Below are 16,823 nucleotides of genomic sequence, written 5' to 3' on the forward strand. Positions count from 1 at the left end.
GAATTATCGCGCCGCTCCACTCCCTCCGCCGATGCTAATCGGTTCAGGTTCGACGGGTCGGGCGGTGCTACGCGCCCCTCTCAGCGCAAGCGCGCTCCCCGGGGATGCACGATGTGTAGGGCAAGCGCCGGAGCGCGTAAAGCGGAACGAGGGCTAGTCGAGCATATCCTTCGCCTTCTTGCCCGCAAAAATGCCGAGCAAAAGGAAGACGACGAACAGCACCGCCGCAATCACGGCCAAGACAATGGCGACATCGACCATCGTCCCCGCAAGACCGCCAAACCCGAGAATGGCAGCGACGGCAGCAATGACGAGGCACAGAAGAGCAAGCTTGATCATCCGCGCACGGTAAGCGGGCGAAAGCACTGCGTCCAGCAATTGCGGAGAATGGATGCCCGTGAGGATTCGAACCTCAATGAGCACCGCGTCGATTGCTCTTGAAACCTCTGCATCGCTGCCTGCATCGAGACGCCCTAGGAAGGGCTTGTCATATATACAGCACACCGGCGGGACCACACCTCTGGTCCTGCCGGTGGCTCGCTTCTCGACACGCTGCGACAGCGGCTCGATCACCGATGGAAATCAGCCATCGCTCGCATCCCATCCACAGGGTGTCTCCGGGTGCGGTCATGGAGCGAGGCTTACGCTGCCATGGCCGTTACGATTGCAATGCGTCGACTTCGTAATTTTTTGCCCAGGCGTTCAGCTCCCCGGGGAAGATGTCCTGCACCAGAAAGAAGCGATCCCAGAAGGGTGTCTCCCGCAGTTTTTCGCAGAAAAGCTGGTAGCTGTGATGGTCCTTCGATTCGATCATCCAGATGTCGCTGATCTTGGCCGTGTAAAACTCGACATCATACCAGTTCAGCCGCACGCGCCCCCGGAATTCGTCGAGGATCGGCTGAAACGTCTCGCGCGCATGGGACAGGCGCGTCTCGAAAGAGAAACCCAGCCATTCCGGCGAGGTCTTGACCATGAAGAACGTGGTGAGTGCGGGTTCGAACTGGGTGTGCTGAGTATCCATGATGCATCCTTGCGCTGTTGATTGACGTCGCTAAGATGCGAGCATCTGCTCATATATTCTACTCGCATTGGTTTCGATGACAGGACAGACCGCCGATCAGCGTGCGAGCCCCCGCAAACAGCCGAAACAGGCGCGCGCACGGCATACAGTGGACGCGATCGTGGAAGCGTCTGCTCGCATTCTGGAGGAGCAGGGACATGGCGGATTCACCACCAACGCCGTCGCCGACGTGGCCGGGGTGAGTATCGGCACCTTGTACCAGTATTTTCCTGACAAGGATGCGCTGCTCGGCGCTCTGATCGCCCGTGAAACAGGCCGCCTTGTCGAAGACGCCGAAGCCGCCTGTCTCATGGCCGCAGGGCACGAAGCGCTCGATGCCGTGATCCACGCCGCCGTGCGGCACCAGCTCCGACGCCCTCGACTGGGGCGGCTACTCGATTTCGAGGAAGCTCGCCTGCCCTTGGATGCCGGGACCCAACTGGTACGATCAAGGTTCACGACCATCGTTGCTGAAATTCTTGCTCGCCCGGACTTCCCCCAGCAGCCCGACATGGCGACTGCCACGGGCGATGTCGCATCGATCATGCGGGGAATGATCGATGCCGCCGGTGAGCGAGGTGAAAGCAATCAGGAAGCGCTTGCGGCGCGGGTTCGCCGAGCTGTGCTCGGTTACCTCTCGATGTCTGCTTGAAGCTGCTTATGGCTTCCGTCCGGAATCAGCGGGCATACGGAATATCTCCGTTTCCGTCCTTCCTGCTTGAAGCCTGACAGTAATGGATGCCCCGTGAGGATTCGAACCTCAATTGACGGAGTCAGAGTCCGTAGTCTTACCATTAGACGACGGGGCATCAGCCATGCGGTACGACGCTGAGAATCGCGCTGTCTCCGCAAGAGAGGCCGCGCATCTAGTTTCGTGCGCGCACAAGGTCAACCCCATCGCTGAGGACGGTGCTTGCCCCTTGGCGAGGGACCCGCTAGCATCGCTCTCAGGTCCCCGCGCTTAATTCTTCGCGCGGGAGGAATAATGAAAGATACCCCCATGGCGGACACTAATCCGCCGGACATCAAACGGGGCCAAGGAAAGACAAGGGGCGGCACGTCCGGCAAGGTAGCCGATTTCCGCTACAAACGCCCCTCCCGGCCCAACAAGCGCCCGCGCAAGAACGGGCAGGCACCGCGCGAGCCCAAGGCGCGCGGGGAACCTTCCGGCAAGCAGGCTCATGCTCAGGCCCGTAATCAGGGCCCTGCCCAGGCTCAGGCACAATCCGCGCCCATGCCGCGCGGCCGCAACCAGGCCTATGCTGCGCTGGATCTGGGCACCAACAACTGCCGCCTGCTGATCGCCCGCCCCTCGGGCGAGAACTTCACCGTCATCGACGCTTTCAGCCGGGTGGTCCGGCTTGGCGAAGGGCTGGCCGCCAGCGGCCGCTTGTCGGACGAGGCGATGGAACGCACCTTGGCCGCACTGCATGTGTGCGCCGAAAAGCTGCGCCGGCGCCATGTCCATCTTGCCCGCTCGGTCGCCACCGAAGCCTGCCGCCGCGCGTCCAACGGCGCCGAATTTATCGAGCGCGTGCGCGAGGAAACCGGCATCGCGCTCGACATTATCTCCGCCCAGGAAGAAGCGCGCCTCGCGGTGCTGGGCTGCCATATCCTGCTGGAGGACGGCGCCGGGCCCGCCGTGATTTTCGACATCGGCGGCGGCTCCACCGAGCTGGTGCTGGTGGAACCGAGCGGCGCGGTGCCGCGCATTCTCGACTGGATGAGCGTGCCCTGGGGCGTCGTCTCGCTGACCGATACGGTGGACGGATCGGACGACACCACGGACCTCAGGCTCGATCGCTATCGCCGCATGCGGAAGACCGTGCTCGACAGTTTCCGCCCCTTCGCGGAACGGGTCCGTGAATTTGCCAAGGGACAGCATCCGATCCGGCTGCTCGGGACCAGCGGCACGGTCACCACGCTCGCGAGCCTGCACCTGGAATTGCCGCAGTATGACCGGCAGGCGGTGGATGGCCTGATTCTCCCCTCGGTCGCGATGCGGGATATTTCGGTGCGCCTGTCGCATATGAGCGGCGCGGACCGGCGGCAATTGCCCTGCATCGGGGACGACCGGGCGAATCTGGTGGTGGCAGGCTGCGCGATTCTCGAGAGCATTCTCGACATCTGGCCGTCCGAGACGCTGGGCGTGGCCGATCGCGGAATCCGCGAAGGCATCCTGCGCAGCCTTATGGCCGCCGATGCCACGGGCGAAAGCAGCCGCGCGGCACTTCAAAGAATGAGAGAACAGGATGTCTAGATCGGGCAAGGACAAGGATACGCGCGTCCGCACTGCGAAGAAGCGCTCGGAATCCTCGACCCGCTGGCTGCAGCGGCAGCTGAACGATCCCTACGTCAAGCAGGCCAAGGCCGACGGCTATCGCAGCCGCGCGGCTTACAAGCTGATTGAGATGGACGAGAAATTCGGCATCCTGAAGGGCTCGAAGCGGATCGTCGATCTCGGCATTGCGCCGGGCGGCTGGGCGCAGGTGGCGCGCAAGGTCGTGCCCAAGGCGCAAGTGGTGGGCATCGACCTGCTCGAAGTGGAGCCGATCGAGGGCGTCGAGATCTTCCAGATGGACTTCATGGACGAGGACGCGCCGCGTGTTCTGGAAGAAGCGCTGGGCGGAAAGGCCGATCTTGTGATGAGCGACATGGCCGCGAATACGGTCGGCCACAAGCAGACCGATCATTTGCGCACCATGGGGCTCGTCGAGGCGGGCGCCTGGTTCGCCGTGGAGAATCTGGAAAAGGGCGGGACATTCCTGGCCAAGGTGCTGGCGGGCGGGACCGACAAGGACTTGCTCGACCTGCTCAAGAAGCACTTCAAGACAGTGAAGCATGCCAAGCCGCCCGCCAGCCGCAAGGGCTCTAGCGAATGGTATGTCATCGCCCAGGGCTTCAAGGGCGACTGAAAACGCGCGGCCAGCAGGCACAAAAAACCCCGCGCTAGGCGGGGCTTTTCGTTAGAATATCGGCAAGGATCAGTCGACCTTGGTCGCCCCTGCATTGTCGCCGCCGGCATTTTCCGAAGCGACCGGCTGATCGCCCCCCATTGCGCCGGCAGCCTGTGCCGGATCGGCCGGAGTTCCTTCGACCGCACCCGGACCTGCGCCGGGCGCATCTGCCGCTTCGCCTTCTTCAGGCTCGGGAGCAGCAGGTTCCGGCTTGGCCGGAGCGCCGCCCATCGAGGCGAGATATTCCATTACATTGGCGCGGTCTTCCGGCTTGGACAGGCCGGCGAAGCTCATCTTGGTGCCGCTGGCGAAAGCGCGCGGGCTGGTGAGCCATTCGTTCATGTTTTCCCAGGTCCATTCGCCGCCATGTTCGGACAGCGCGCTGGAATAGGCGAAGCCTGCCGCGTGCTTGCCGACCGGCTTGCCCATCACGCCATAGAGGTTGGGACCGATACCGTCGGCGCCGCCCTGGTTGATGGTGTGGCATGCGCTGCACTTGGCGAAGACCTTTTCACCGGCAGCCGTATCGGCGCTGGCAAGCAGCGTACCGAGATCGGGACCGGCATCGGCGCCGCCCTCTTCTTCCGCACCTTCGACGAAGAAGCCCCATTCGCCGTCTTCGAATTCTTCATGCCCGTCGGCGTGGAAATACATGCCCGAAGCGATGGAAGCGCCGAGCGCGACGATGCCTGAGAAGAGAACCCAGCCGGAAGCGGTGTTGAAACGATCGTCCATTGCGTGAAAGCCTGCGAGAATCCGTGTGGTCTGATGGTTGCGCGCCGCTCTAGTGCGACGGGCGCGCTCGCGCAAGTGCCGCGACTGTCTTAGTGGTTGCGCAAGGCGAAATGGGCGCTAACACGCCCCGCCATGCGTACCTTCGCCAAACCCGCCGTCGACATGGTCGACACCATGCGACAGGCCGCCGCCGCCGATCCGCAACGCGCGGTCGCCTTCGGCGGCGCGCCGGGTTCCAACTCGCATCAGGCGACGATGCAGTTCGATCCCGAATGCCTGCCGCTGCCCTATCTGGGGTTCGAGGATGCGCTGGACGCGGTGAAACAGGGCCGCGCGGGCTGCGCGATGATCCCCATCGAAAACAGCCAGCATGGCCGGGTGTCGGATATCCACTTTCTGCTGCCAGAAAGCGGGCTGTCGATCGTGGCCGAACATTTCATGCGCATCACCCACACGCTGATGGCCACGGGGCCGGGCCCGTTCGAAGCCGCTTACAGCCACCCGCAAGCGCTGGGCCAGTCGCGCGAATATCTGCAACGCCACGGTATTGTCGCGCTGGCGCATGCCGATACCGCGGGTGCCGCGGCCTATGTCGCCGAAATGCAGGATCCCCGGTTCTGCGCGCTGGCACCGCCCATGGCGGCCGAGCTTTATGGCCTGCGGATCATCGAGGACGCGGTGGAAGATGCCGCCGACAACACCACGCGCTTCGTGGTGCTGGCGAAGGAGCCGCGCGACCCCGCCGCAATCGAGGCGCAGCAGGCGATGACGACCTTCATCTTCGAAGTGAAGAACGTGCCCGCCGCGCTTTACAAGGCGCTGGGCTGCTTTGCTACCAATGGCGTCAACATGACCAAGCTGGAAAGTTACCAGAAAGGCGCCAGCTTCGCCGCCACGCGCTTCTATGCCGATATCGAGGGTGCCCCCGGAGATCCGCGCGTGGACGCCGCGCTGGAGGAGCTGGAATTCCAGACCAACGGCGTGCGCCTGCTGGGCAGCTATGCGCAGGCAAGGAAGCGCGGCTGACCCCCAGCCCGCGTCAGTTTTGTGACAGTTTTCGGCCCGGCTGACACGAAGTGTCATGCTGCGCTGCCATGTGCTGTCGGTCAAAACAGCAAAAATGGGGAAAACCATGCGCAAACTGGCACTGGGTCTGGCACTGTGCTCGACCGCTCTTTCGTCGGCGGCCCTCGCCCGCGACAACACCGCCTATGTCGAACTGGGCTTCGGGCCGTCGCTCGCCCAGGACTTCTATTTCGAGGACTTCTCCGACGGATCGGCCGATGTCACGCTGGAAGAAGATACCGGCTTCGACGGCGGGATCGTCCTTGGTTACGATTACGGCGCCTTCCGCATCGAGATCGAAGGCAGCTACCGCGAATATGGTCACGACCAGCTGACGGCGCTCGCCAGCGACGTTGCGGTCGAGAACCCGCTCGGCAAATCCTCGGCGGCCAGCGTCATGGGCAATGCACTGCTCGACCTCGGCAGTGACGACGGTATCCAGGCGTTCATCGGCGGCGGTGCAGGGTCGGTCTATGTCGACCAGGCGATTTCGCTGGTCGGCACCGGCAATGACGACAATCTCGTCAATGGCGACGACTGGAAGTTCGCCTGGCAGGCGCTGGCCGGACTGCGCGCGCCGCTGACGGACAGCATCGACGTCGGCCTGCGTTATCGCTTCTTCAACGTGCCGGAATACCGGATCGGCGGATCCTTCGCCACGCAGAGCGCGCAGACCGACTGGTCATCGCACTCGATCCTCGGCACGCTCGCGTTCAACTTCGGGCGGCCTGCAGCGCCGGTCGCCCCGCCGCCCCCGCCAACCCCGGTACCGCCGCCACCGCCACCGCCGGCCACCCCGCCGCCGCCCGCACCGGTATGCCAGCAGGGCCCCTACATCGTGTTCTTCAACTGGGACAAATCGGACATCACGCCCGAAGCGGCGACGATCCTCGACAATGCCGTCTCCGCCTATGCCAATTGCGGCATGGCCTCGGTCATGCTGGCAGGGCATACCGACACGTCCGGCTCGGCGCAGTACAACATCGGCCTGGCCGAACGGCGCAACGCCTCGGTCCGCGAATACCTTACGGGGCGCGGCATTCCCGGTACCCGCATTTCTAGCGAGGCCTTCGGCGAGACGCAGTTGCGCGTCCCCACCGCCGACGGCGTGCGCGAACTGCAGAACCGCCGCGTCGAAGTCACCTACGGCCCGGGTTCGGGCATGTAACCCTCTCTGCGCAAGCGGAGCACCGAGAAGGGGCCGGAGCGATCCGGTCCCTTTTTTGTTGCCCTCCCGCTGCGCTGCTTGAGCGTATCCTGATGCCCTACCGCTGCGCTGCTTGAGGGCGGTTTTGTATGGCGCTTCCCAAGTCTGCCCCGCAAAACGACGCTATTCGTCGCCGTAGATTGCGACTTCGCTCGTTCCGCCGCTGGTCGCGCGGCCGCGGTACATGCCTGCGGTGTTGAAGCTGAAAATGGCATCGCCCGCCGGTGAGACGACGATCACGCCGCCATCGCCGCCCAATGCTTTAACATCGTCCATCACTGCATCGCTGGCCACTTGCGCGCTTTCGCCGCCCATTTGCATGCGCGCACAGATCGTCCGCGCCACGCCGACGCGGATGAAATATTCGCCCCAGCCGGTGGCCGAAACAGCGCAGGCGCGGTTGTCGGCATAGGTGCCCGCGCCAATGACCGGGGCATCGCCGATGCGGCTCCAGCGTTTGCCGGTCATCCCGCCGGTCGAGGTGCCGGCGGCAAGATTGCCCTGCGTATCCAGCGCCACGGCGCCCACGGTCCCGAACTTCACATCGACATCGATGGCAGAGAGTTGTTCCGCCTTCATCCGCTCCAGCGACTGGCGGCGAGCATCGGTGTCGAAGAATTCGGGCGGGACGAATTCGATGCCCTGTTCGGCGGCAAATTCTTCCGCCCCTTCTCCCGCCAGCATCACATGCGGGCTGTCGGTCATCACCTTGCGCGCGAGGAGGATCGGATGACGAATGGTGGTAACTCCCGCCACCGCGCCCGCATCGCGATCGCGCCCGTCCATGATCGAGGCATCGAGCTCATGCCCGCCCTCCCAGGTGTAGACTGCTCCGCGCCCGGCATTGAAGCGCGGGTCTTCCTCCAGCAGCAGGATCACCGCCTCGACGGCGTCCAGCGCCTCGCCCCCTTCGGCAAGCACCCTGGCCCCCGCGTCGAGCGCGGCCTGAAGCGAGGCACGATAGGCAGCGTCTTCTTCAGCCGTCATGTTCTCACGCGCAATGGTGCCCGCCCCGCCGTGGATAGCGAGCGACCAGCGCGGCGCCTCGTCCTGCGCAAAAGAAGGGGCGGCAAATCCGGTAATGGCAAGCGCCATACCGGGGGCGAGCGTGGTCAAAAATCCTCTCATCCCGACGCGATAGCACGCAAGCCTTCCCGCTCAATACGATAAAGGCCTTTGGATAATCGCCGTGCACGTGTTAGCCCTGCGTAATACAGAAACCCAAAGGGGAGAGAGGTTTCATGCGTATCGGAAATTATCGGTTCGACGAACAGATCGCGTTGGAGGTGCTCGAAAAGATCGGGTTGGCCCTGATCGTTCTTGCCATCACCTGGCTGGCCGCCAAGGCCGCGAAATGGGCCTTCGCCAAGCTGGTCGACAATATCTCGTTCTTCCAGCGGGGCACGGGCAATGGCTCGTCGCTGGGGGAATCGCTAGGCAAGATTGTGGGCCTGCTAATCTGGCTCTTCGGCCTTCTGGTCATCCTGCAGGTCCTCGGCCTCGGCGCGGTTGCCGGACCGGTCGACAGCCTGCTGGAGAACTTCGTCGCCTTTATTCCAAACCTTGTCGGTGCGGGCCTTATCTTCTTTATCGGCATGATGGTGGCGCGCATCGTGCGCGATCTGATCATCACCACGCTGCAGACGGTCGACTTCGACAAATGGGCCAATCGCGGCGGGGTCGACAGTGTGACCGGCAATTCCGCCATCAGCAGGACAATCGCCACCATCGTTTACGCGATCATCGTGATTTTCGTGTCGATCATGGCTCTGGAAGCGCTCAATATCGAAAGCATTTCCGGCCCGGCCAGCGGCATGCTGACGCTGATCTTCAATGCCATTCCGAACATTATCGCCGCTGCGATCCTGCTCGGCATCGGCTACCTCATCAGCAAGTTCGTGGTTCAGGTGCTCAAGGAAGTGCTGCCGGGCCTCGGCGTCGACCGGGCGCTGGCGGAAAGCGGGATGATGGCGGAAGGCACACGCGCCTCCAGCATCATCGCCCGCGTGGTGCAGGTGGCGATCATCCTGTTCTTCGCCATCGCTGCAACGCGCTTGCTCGGCTTCCCCGAACTGACACGTATCCTCGACCAGGTACTGGAACTGGGTGGCCGCGTGATCTTCGGCGCGGTGGTTATCGCCTTCGGCTTCTTCATCGCCAACCTTCTCGCCCGGCTCATCTCGGGTGAAGGCGAGGCCGGAACAGCCGCCACCATCGTGCGCTGGGCCACGATCATCCTGTTCGTCTTCATGGGCCTGCAGTTCACCGGCATCGGCGGGATGATCCCCGGCAATGTGCTTACCATCATCATTGCGGGCATTTCGGTGGCCGGCGCGCTGGCCTTCGGCCTGGGCGGCCGTGACTGGGCGGCGCGCAAGCTCGACCAGATGGACAGCGATCTGGGCGGCAGCACACCGAAGCCTGCACCCAAGCCCAAGCGCCGCAAGGCCGCCGCTCCGACGAGCGACGATCCCTTGCCACCGGGCGCGTAACCGAGGCTGACAAGACACCAAGGAGAGAGGGTGTCCCGGGGGCGCGGGAGGAAAACTCTCGCGCCCCCTTTCTCATGTGGTACCGCCCTCCGGGAAAGAGGAGCATACGCAATGAGCAATTTCGGTTTTTCGAGCACGGCAGATGAAGTTCTTGCCGATATCGATCTCAAGGGGCGCACGGCATTCGTCACCGGAGGGTATTCTGGCCTCGGCCGCGAAACCGCCCGCGCCATGGCTGCACGCGGCGCGCACGTGATCCTGTCCGGCCGCGATGCAACCAAGCTGGCCGCTGCCGCCGATGCCATTGCCGAGGAAACAGGCGCCAAGGTGGAGACCCTCGTGTGCGATCTCGCCTCGCTCGACAGCATTCGAAAGGCTGCGGGAGAGGCGAACGATCGCTTTGCGAAGATCGACCTGCTGATCAACAATGCCGGGGTCATGGCCTGCGACGAGGCGGAAACGACCGACGGTTTCGAAATGCAGTTCGGCACCAATCACATCGGCCATTTCCTGCTGACCAATCTGCTGATGCCGCTGGTCGAGGCTGGAGAGCGCCAGCGGATCGTCAACCTTTCCAGCCGCGGCCACCATATCGCGCCGGTCGATTTCGACGATCCCAATTTCGAGAATCGCGAATATGACAAATGGGTAAGCTACGGGCAGTCGAAGACCGCCAATGTGCTGTTTGCCGTGGGGCTCGAGCGGCGGCTCGTAGCCAAGGGCATCCATGCCTATGCGCTTCACCCCGGCGGCATAAACACCAATCTTGGGCGCCATATGAGCGAGGAGGAGATGGCCGACCTGATGGAAAGAATCCGCAAGTCGGCAGAAGCGCGCGGAGAAAAACCCGAACCCTTCAAGTCCATCCCCCAGGGCGCGGCGACGACATGCTGGGTCGCCACTACTCCCGAACTGGAGGGGCGCGGCGGCCTCTATTGCGAAGACTGCCATGTGGCCGAGCAGGACGATCACGACACCGGCGGCGGTGTGCGCAGCTATGCGGTGGACGAGGACAAGGCCGAACGATTGTGGCAGCTGAGCGAAAAGATGGTCGGCCAGACGTTTGACTATTGAGTCCCGCCGCGGCGCCAGCACTCGTCCGGCCTGATCGACCGTTGATCGGGTGGCTGCTTGCCAGCGGCCCCCGGCGGGCGCAAACAGACCACAAAAGACAATAAGACATTTGCATCATTTCCGGGAAACCAGGGGAACCATGCCCATGAAGACCTTCGCCGCTGCCATCGCGCTCGCTACAGCGACCATCCTTCCTGCCGGCGCCGCCATGGCGCAGAACGCCTCCACCGATGCCGCCAGTGCTGACTGGATCGAGACGAGCAACGCCTACACCGAAAAGCTGATCGAATTCCAAGCTGGGTTCTATCCCGAGAGCGCGAGTTCGTCGGGCTATGAACAATATGACGGCATGACCTTCGACTATTCGCCCGACAGCACCGAGCGGTACATTGCGGGTGCCAAGGCGCTGCGCGCGGAATTCGCCGCCGCCATGGCGAGCGAGAGCAACACCTTCGTCAAGCAGGACCTTGCCATCCTGATCGACAGCCTCGACCGGTCGATCCTTTCGTCTGAGCTGAACGAGCGCATGATGCTCGAATGGAACGAGCTGCCGCAAAGCATCTTCTATTCGATCGGCACCATGCTATCGGACCAGACCGCCGAGAACCGCCGGGCGTCGGCCGTGCAATTGCTCAATCGCTATACCGGTGTAGCCGATGGCTACGAGCCCTATACCGAGCTTGCCAAGGCGCGCTTCGAGGCGAGCCGCGGTGACGGCAAGATCGGCCCCTACCGGGTGGAGGTCGAGGAATCGATCGGCAAGATCCCGACCTTTGCCGCCGGCATCCGCGAACTGTTCGAGAAATACGACATCGACGGCGCCGAGGAAGCCCTTGATGCGATGGACCGTCAGTTTGCCGATTATGGCGAATGGACCCGCGACGTGGTGCTGCCCGCCGCGCGTGACGAAGCCCGTTTGCCGGAGGAGCTTTATGCCCTCAACCTGCGCAACGTCGGCATCGACATGGACCCGCGCGAGGCGATGAGCCAGGCCCGCCGGGGCTTCTATGAGGTCCGCGCCCAGATGGAAGCGCTCGCCCCGCAGATCGCGGAAAAGAACGGCTGGCCGGAAACCGACATGGCTTCGGTCATGACGCGGCTGAAGCAGCAGACGATCCCCAACGACGAGATCGAGGAATTCTATCGCGGGGTGAACCGCGAACTGGAGGCCAAGGTGCGCGAGAACGATATCGTCTCGCTGCCCGATAGCGAATTGCAGATGCGCGTCGCCTCGGTCGCCGAAAGCGCTGCCCAGCCGGCCCCGCATATGCGCCCGCCGCGCCTGATCGGGAATACCGGCGAACAGGGCACCTTCGTGCTCACGGTCGGCAATCCGACTGCGAGTGCCGAGGATGCCTATGACGATTTCAACTTCCCTGCCGCCAGCTGGACGCTGAGCGCACATGAGGCGCGTCCCGGCCATGAGATGCAGTTCGCCGCACTGGTCGAAAACGGGGTTTCGCTTGCCCGCATGCTCTACGCCTTCAACAGCGTGAACGTGGAAGGCTGGGCGCTTTATGCGGAAGCGGAAATGATGCCGCACGAACCGATCGAAGGACAGTTCATCGCCCAGCAGTTCCGCCTGCTGCGCGCTGCCCGCGCCTTCCTCGATCCGGCACTGAACCTCGGCCTGATGACGCGTGAGGAAGCCGAACGCGTGCTGCGTGAAGAAGCCCTGTTCTCACCCGGGATGACCAAGCAAGAACTCGACCGTTACCAGTTCCGCATGCCGGGGCAGGCCGGATCCTATTATTACGGCTATCGCAAGCTGATCGACCTGCGGGTAGAAACCGAGCTGGCGCTGGGCGAGGACTTCGACGAGAAGGCGTTCAACGATTTCCTGCTGAGCCAGGGAATCATTCCGCTCGAACTGATTGCCAAGGCGGTGCGCGAAGAGTTCATTCCAGCGCAGCGCAGCGGCAGCTGACGATTACAGCCATCTGAGGCGTCGGAACACCACAATCAGCGCGATGAAGAGAAATCCGCACAGTGCGACGACGCCCCAGAAGGCATCGGGATCGTCCATCCCCGGCATGCCGCCGACATTTATGCCGAGAAGCCCGGTCAGGAAACTGAGCGGCAGGAATATCCCCGCCACAATGGTGAGCATGTAGGTCGCATGCTCGCTGCTGGCGAGGCTGCGGGCGCGCAATTCGTCCTGCAGCACGACGGCGCTTTCCTTGCTGATATCGATGTCGTCGAGGTAGCGGCGCAGCCGCGCAATGCTCTCGGCGATTTCGCGGCGATCGTGGTCCTCGAACCAGTAAGGGGCATCGCGGCTGATCTGCTCCAGCGCCTCGTGCTGGGGGGCCATGTGGCGCTTGAGCCCCAGGCAGTTGCGCCGGATCGTGGAAATGCGTTTCAGCATTTCCTCGGCATGTTCGTCCGGATCGTCATCCTCCAGATCGTCGAGCACTTGGTTCATATCTACGATTGCCTGGCTCATCCGCGTGATCAGCAATTCGGCAAGCAGGGTGATCGTCGCACCGGCATCCGGGGGCCCAATGCCGCGGTCGAGCATGGCGACGATTTCGCGCGGGGTCTGCAGCGGATGGCGGCGCAGCGTCACCAGGCGGTTCCCATCGCACCACAGCTGCATGGAGATCATGTCCTCCGGCTCTGCCCCCGGATTGAAATTGATCCCGCGCAAGGTCCCGACCAGGGTCTCGCCTTCTACAAAAGCACGCGGCCGCGTCTGATCGCTGGTGAGTAGTTCCGCAGTCGGTTCGGGCACATGGAGTTCGTTCTCCAGCCACTGCTGCACCCCCGGGCGATTGCGGCACAGATGCACCCACAGCACCTCTCCCGGTGCGGCAGGCTGCCAGTTCTGTGCTTCTTCCCAGCCGATAGGCCGCGCACCGCCCTGCCCATCGAGCACGCGCCCGAAGAGGAGAGGCGTATGGGTTTCAGTGTCGTCGGTCGGCTCTCTCATGCGCCGGTTGATGCAACAAGGCGCCCGGCTTTGCCAGCGGCTTCGTCCATGCAACTCGACGAAACGCGCTTGCCCTGCCCTTGACCTTGCCCTAACGCGCCGCCCCCCGCGTCGAACGGTTCAAGTATCCGGGCCGACGCTTCCGAAGTCATGTTGGATAATTCGATGAATAACTCGATCAAATTCGCCACGTCCGCTCTCGCCCTCGGCGTCGGACTTGCCCTTTCCGCACCGGCATATGCTGGCGGTTTCTACATTCAGGAACAGTCGACCAAGGAAGCCGGCCGCGCCTATTCGGGCGATGCTGCCGCTGCCGACAGCGCAGCCACCGTATTCTTCAATCCCGCCGGGATGACGGAACTCGAAGGCATCACCGTCGAAGCGAATGCTCAGGCGCTGTTCGTCGATGCGCGCCAGTCCAACACGGGTACCACCCGCACCGTTCCCGGCGTGCCTGTTGCCATTCCTGTCACCGGCAGCGACGGCGGCAATCCTTTTGCACAGCCGCTGGTCATCCCCTCCTTCTACGCCACCGCGCAGGTCACCGACCGCCTCTGGCTCGGCCTTGGCGTGAACAGCCCGTTCGGCGTTGTGGTCGATTACGATGAAGATTTCTTCGGTCGTTACGATTCGCTCAAGTCCGACGTATTCACTGTGAACGTGCAGCCCAGCGCAGCGTTTAAGCTGTCGGACAACATCTCGATCGGCGCCGGTGTCGACGTGCAATATGTCGATGTCGAGCTCGCCAATGCAGTGCCGAACCTTAATCCGGCGGACGCCGATGCTGCGCTCAATATTCAGGGCGATGACATTTCGGTAGGCTGGAACGCCGGCATCACCGCAACTTTCGACCCGGTTCGTCTCGGCGCACACTATCGTTCGTCAGTCGACCACACGCTTGAAGGCGAATTCGACCTGTCCGGTCTCACCGGCCCGCTGGCTGGCAATAACGTCCTGACCGATGCCACGGCGCCGCTTTCGACTCCGGATATCGCCACCGTCAGCGTCATGTTCGGTACCGATACTCCGTATCGCGTTTACGGCACCTGGCGCTGGTACAACTGGAGCAATTTCGACGAGATCCGCGTGGTCCCCGAAGGTGCCCCCACCCAGGTGAGCGAACAGAACTATCGCGACACTTATTCGATGGCCATTGGCGCTGAATATGACTTCACCGAGCGCTTCACCCTGCGCGCCGGCACGATGTTCGACGAATCGCCGATCACCGACCAATTCCGTACCACGCGCGTTCCCGATGGCGACCGCACCTGGCTTTCGGTCGGCGGTACCTACGATCTCAACGAAACGATCTCCGCCAGCCTGGCCTATGCGCACGTCTTCGTGAAGAGCGAGCCGCTCGATCGCACCGACGGCTTCTTCCAGGGCACGCCCGCAGCCGTGGATGCCACGATCCGGTCCGACAGCCGCGGCAATGCCGATGTGCTGGCATTCTCGCTGGCCGCCAACTTCTGATAGCCAACTCTCGTGAAGGGGCGTCATTGCCCCTTCACATTCCCCGCTCTATATCGGGGTCCATGTCTTCCATTCGACCTTGGCGCACGATCGAGCGCCGCCAGTCCCGCCAGATCATGGTCGGCAGCGTGCCTGTCGGCGGCGATGCGCCCATCAGCGTCCAGACCATGACCAATACGCCGACCGAAGATGTCGGCGCGACGATCGACCAGATCCGTCGCTGCGAAGATGTCGGTGCCGACATCATCCGCGTTTCCTGCCCGACCGAGGAATCGACCGCGCATTTCGACCAGATCACGCGGGCGGCCAATGTGCCCATCGTGGCCGACATCCATTTCCATTACAAACGCGCGCTTGAAGCTGCCGACAAGGGCGCGGCATGTCTGCGCATCAACCCGGGCAACATCGGTGATAGCAAACGCGTTGCCGAAGTGGTCCGTGCGGCCAAGGCCAACGGCTGCGCCATCCGCATCGGGGTGAACGCCGGCAGCCTGGAGAAGGATCTGCTTGAGAAATATGGCGAGCCTTGCCCCGAAGCGCTGATCGAAAGCGCGCTCGATCATATAAAACTGCTGCAGGACCACGATTTTCACGAATACAAGGTGGCGGTAAAAGCCAGCGACGTATTCCTCGCCGTTGCCGCCTATCATGGCTTGGCCGAAGCGGTGGATTGTCCCTTGCATCTCGGCATCACCGAAGCAGGCGGCCTGATCGGCGGCACGGTCAAATCCAGCATCGGCATCGGGAGCCTGCTCTGGGCCGGTATCGGCGACACCATTCGGGTCTCGCTTTCCGCCGAGCCGGAGCAGGAAGTGAAGGTCGGCTTCGAAATGCTGAAGGCGCTGGGCCTGAGGACGCGCGGCGTACGCGTCGTGTCCTGCCCCAGCTGTTCGCGTCAGGGCTTCGACGTAATCCGGACTGTGGAAACGCTGGAAAAGCGCCTGGAGCACATCAAGACACCGATGAGCCTTTCGGTCCTGGGCTGCGTGGTCAATGGCCCGGGCGAAGCGCGCGAGACTGATATCGGTCTGACCGGCGGTGGTTCGGGCAAGCACATGGTGTACCTCTCGGGCGTGAAGAACCACCATATCGAGAGCGACGACATGCTCGATCACATCGTGAAGCTGGTCGAAGAAAAAGCCGCCGCGATCGAAGCCGGGGAAGCGGTCGCCTTTGATCCGCATGCCCCCAAAGAGGCCGAGGCAGCCGAATAGGCGGAACGCCTCGGCAGGTGCTCCGTAAGTTGGTTACAGCCATGCGGAGCAGCCTTTCATGATCGATGCCGAACACCTTGCCCGTTTGCCGGCCCGCGCTGAAAACGGTCTGCTCCACGCCTTCATCGAATGTCCCAAGGGCAATACGCATAAGATCGATCTGGACAAGAAACTCGGTATCTTCCGCTGGGCCATCGAATTGCCCCAGGGACTGACCTTTCCGGCCAATTTCGGCTTCATACCTGCAACCATGGCCCCGGACGGTGATGCGCTGGACGTCATGGTGCTTACGGGCGGGCCGCTCCCATCGGGCACGCTCGTCGACATCCGCCCGGTCGCGGTCCTGCGGATGGAGCAGGAGGAAAATGGCGAGATGGTCCGTAACGACCGGTTGGTCGGGGTGCCTCCGCTATCGCAAACATTCGGCGAAATCGAACGGCTCGACCAGCTGCGCCCAACCATGCTGTGGGAACTCGGCGTGTTCTTCGAAGTCTATAACCGCCTGATCAATCGCAAGGTCGAAATACTCGAGCCCGGCAATGAAGAAGACGCTGCCGAGTTGGCCGAAAAGGCTATAGCGTCGAAGCAGGATAAGAACGGCTAGGTTCATCTTG

At 62.8% G+C, this 16,823-nt stretch carries 16 protein-coding genes, 1 tRNA gene and 1 riboswitch; of the genes, 11 read left to right on the top strand and 6 right to left on the bottom strand.

The window, feature by feature from the left end; translation table 11 throughout:
* Positions 1–2: 2 nt before the first annotated feature.
* Positions 3–111, bottom strand: a riboswitch (TPP riboswitch).
* 42 nt (positions 112–153) lie between these two features.
* Positions 154–573 (bottom strand): DUF1328 domain-containing protein, encoded by a 420-nt coding sequence (locus tag K3175_RS14390; protein WP_425594838.1) that lies wholly within the window; start codon positions 571–573, stop codon positions 154–156.
* 85 nt (positions 574–658) lie between these two features.
* A complete protein-coding gene (locus K3175_RS10250; RefSeq protein ID WP_221543321.1) occupies positions 659–1,021 on the bottom strand; it encodes a darcynin family protein in 363 nt (120 codons plus the stop codon).
* 76 nt (positions 1,022–1,097) lie between these two features.
* Here K3175_RS10250 and K3175_RS10255 point away from each other — a divergent pair, with 76 nt between their 5' ends.
* Positions 1,098–1,712, top strand: a complete 615-nt coding sequence (locus K3175_RS10255) for a TetR/AcrR family transcriptional regulator (protein WP_221543322.1) — start codon at positions 1,098–1,100, stop codon at positions 1,710–1,712.
* An 83-nt stretch (positions 1,713–1,795) separates the two neighbouring features.
* Here the strand turns inward: K3175_RS10255 and K3175_RS10260 are convergent.
* Positions 1,796–1,869 (bottom strand) — tRNA-Gln (locus K3175_RS10260).
* Positions 1,870–2,060: 191 nt separating this feature from the next.
* On the opposite strand from K3175_RS10260, the gene K3175_RS10265 reads away from it, so the two are divergent.
* Both K3175_RS10265 and K3175_RS10270 read left to right on the top strand, forming a co-directional pair.
* A complete protein-coding gene (locus tag K3175_RS10265) occupies positions 2,061–3,320 on the top strand; it encodes a Ppx/GppA phosphatase family protein (protein WP_221544105.1) in 1,260 nt (419 codons plus the stop codon).
* Complete coding sequence (locus K3175_RS10270) at positions 3,313–3,975, top strand: RlmE family RNA methyltransferase (protein ID WP_221543323.1); 663 nt, start codon at positions 3,313–3,315, stop codon at positions 3,973–3,975. Before K3175_RS10265 ends, K3175_RS10270 begins: the two co-directional genes overlap by 8 nt.
* Positions 3,976–4,044: 69 nt before the next feature.
* Here the strand turns inward: K3175_RS10270 and K3175_RS10275 are convergent, their stop codons facing one another.
* On the bottom strand, positions 4,045–4,752 hold the full coding sequence (locus tag K3175_RS10275; protein ID WP_221543324.1) for a c-type cytochrome: 708 nt from the start codon (positions 4,750–4,752) through the stop codon (positions 4,045–4,047).
* A 132-nt stretch (positions 4,753–4,884) separates the two neighbouring features.
* Here K3175_RS10275 and K3175_RS10280 point away from each other — a divergent pair, with 132 nt between their 5' ends.
* Both K3175_RS10280 and K3175_RS10285 read left to right on the top strand, forming a co-directional pair.
* Entirely contained in the window at positions 4,885–5,778 is an 894-nt protein-coding gene (locus K3175_RS10280; protein ID WP_221543325.1) for a prephenate dehydratase, read from the top strand.
* A 106-nt stretch (positions 5,779–5,884) separates the two neighbouring features.
* Entirely contained in the window at positions 5,885–6,985 is a 1,101-nt protein-coding gene (locus tag K3175_RS10285) for an OmpA family protein (protein ID WP_221544106.1), read from the top strand.
* A gap of 162 nt (positions 6,986–7,147) precedes the next feature.
* Here K3175_RS10285 and K3175_RS10290 read toward each other — a convergent pair whose 3' ends face one another.
* On the bottom strand, positions 7,148–8,152 hold the full coding sequence (locus K3175_RS10290; protein WP_221543326.1) for an isoaspartyl peptidase/L-asparaginase family protein: 1,005 nt from the start codon (positions 8,150–8,152) through the stop codon (positions 7,148–7,150).
* 113 nt (positions 8,153–8,265) lie between these two features.
* Here K3175_RS10290 and K3175_RS10295 point away from each other — a divergent pair, with 113 nt between their 5' ends.
* From K3175_RS10295 to K3175_RS10305, 3 genes are all read left to right on the top strand, one after another.
* Positions 8,266–9,516, top strand: a complete 1,251-nt coding sequence (locus K3175_RS10295) for a mechanosensitive ion channel (RefSeq protein WP_221543327.1) — start codon at positions 8,266–8,268, stop codon at positions 9,514–9,516.
* A 111-nt stretch (positions 9,517–9,627) separates the two neighbouring features.
* Positions 9,628–10,590 carry an SDR family NAD(P)-dependent oxidoreductase gene (locus K3175_RS10300; RefSeq protein ID WP_221543328.1) on the top strand — a complete coding sequence of 321 codons (963 nt, stop codon included), beginning with the start codon at positions 9,628–9,630 and terminating at the stop codon, positions 10,588–10,590.
* A 145-nt stretch (positions 10,591–10,735) separates the two neighbouring features.
* Entirely contained in the window at positions 10,736–12,517 is a 1,782-nt protein-coding gene (locus K3175_RS10305) for a DUF885 domain-containing protein (protein ID WP_221543329.1), read from the top strand.
* Positions 12,518–12,520: 3 nt separating this feature from the next.
* Here K3175_RS10305 and K3175_RS10310 read toward each other — a convergent pair whose 3' ends face one another.
* Positions 12,521–13,522 carry a zinc transporter ZntB gene (locus tag K3175_RS10310; protein WP_221543330.1) on the bottom strand — a complete coding sequence of 334 codons (1,002 nt, stop codon included), beginning with the start codon at positions 13,520–13,522 and terminating at the stop codon, positions 12,521–12,523.
* A 165-nt stretch (positions 13,523–13,687) separates the two neighbouring features.
* Here K3175_RS10310 and K3175_RS10315 point away from each other — a divergent pair, with 165 nt between their 5' ends.
* The 3 genes from K3175_RS10315 to K3175_RS10325 all read left to right on the top strand — a co-directional run bounded on the left by K3175_RS10315 (position 13,688) and on the right by K3175_RS10325 (position 16,813).
* A complete protein-coding gene (locus K3175_RS10315; RefSeq protein WP_221543331.1) occupies positions 13,688–14,995 on the top strand; it encodes an OmpP1/FadL family transporter in 1,308 nt (435 codons plus the stop codon).
* A 62-nt stretch (positions 14,996–15,057) separates the two neighbouring features.
* Positions 15,058–16,209, top strand: coding sequence for a flavodoxin-dependent (E)-4-hydroxy-3-methylbut-2-enyl-diphosphate synthase (ispG, locus tag K3175_RS10320; protein WP_221543332.1), 1,152 nt, complete (start codon positions 15,058–15,060; stop codon positions 16,207–16,209).
* A gap of 58 nt (positions 16,210–16,267) precedes the next feature.
* Positions 16,268–16,813: an inorganic diphosphatase gene (locus K3175_RS10325; protein ID WP_221543333.1), complete on the top strand. Its 546-nt coding sequence runs from the start codon at positions 16,268–16,270 to the stop codon at positions 16,811–16,813.
* The last annotated feature ends 10 nt before the right edge of the window (positions 16,814–16,823 follow it).

Origin of the sequence: Qipengyuania aestuarii, from assembly GCF_019711535.1 — a bacterium.
Lineage (GTDB): Bacteria > Pseudomonadota > Alphaproteobacteria > Sphingomonadales > Sphingomonadaceae > Qipengyuania > Qipengyuania aestuarii.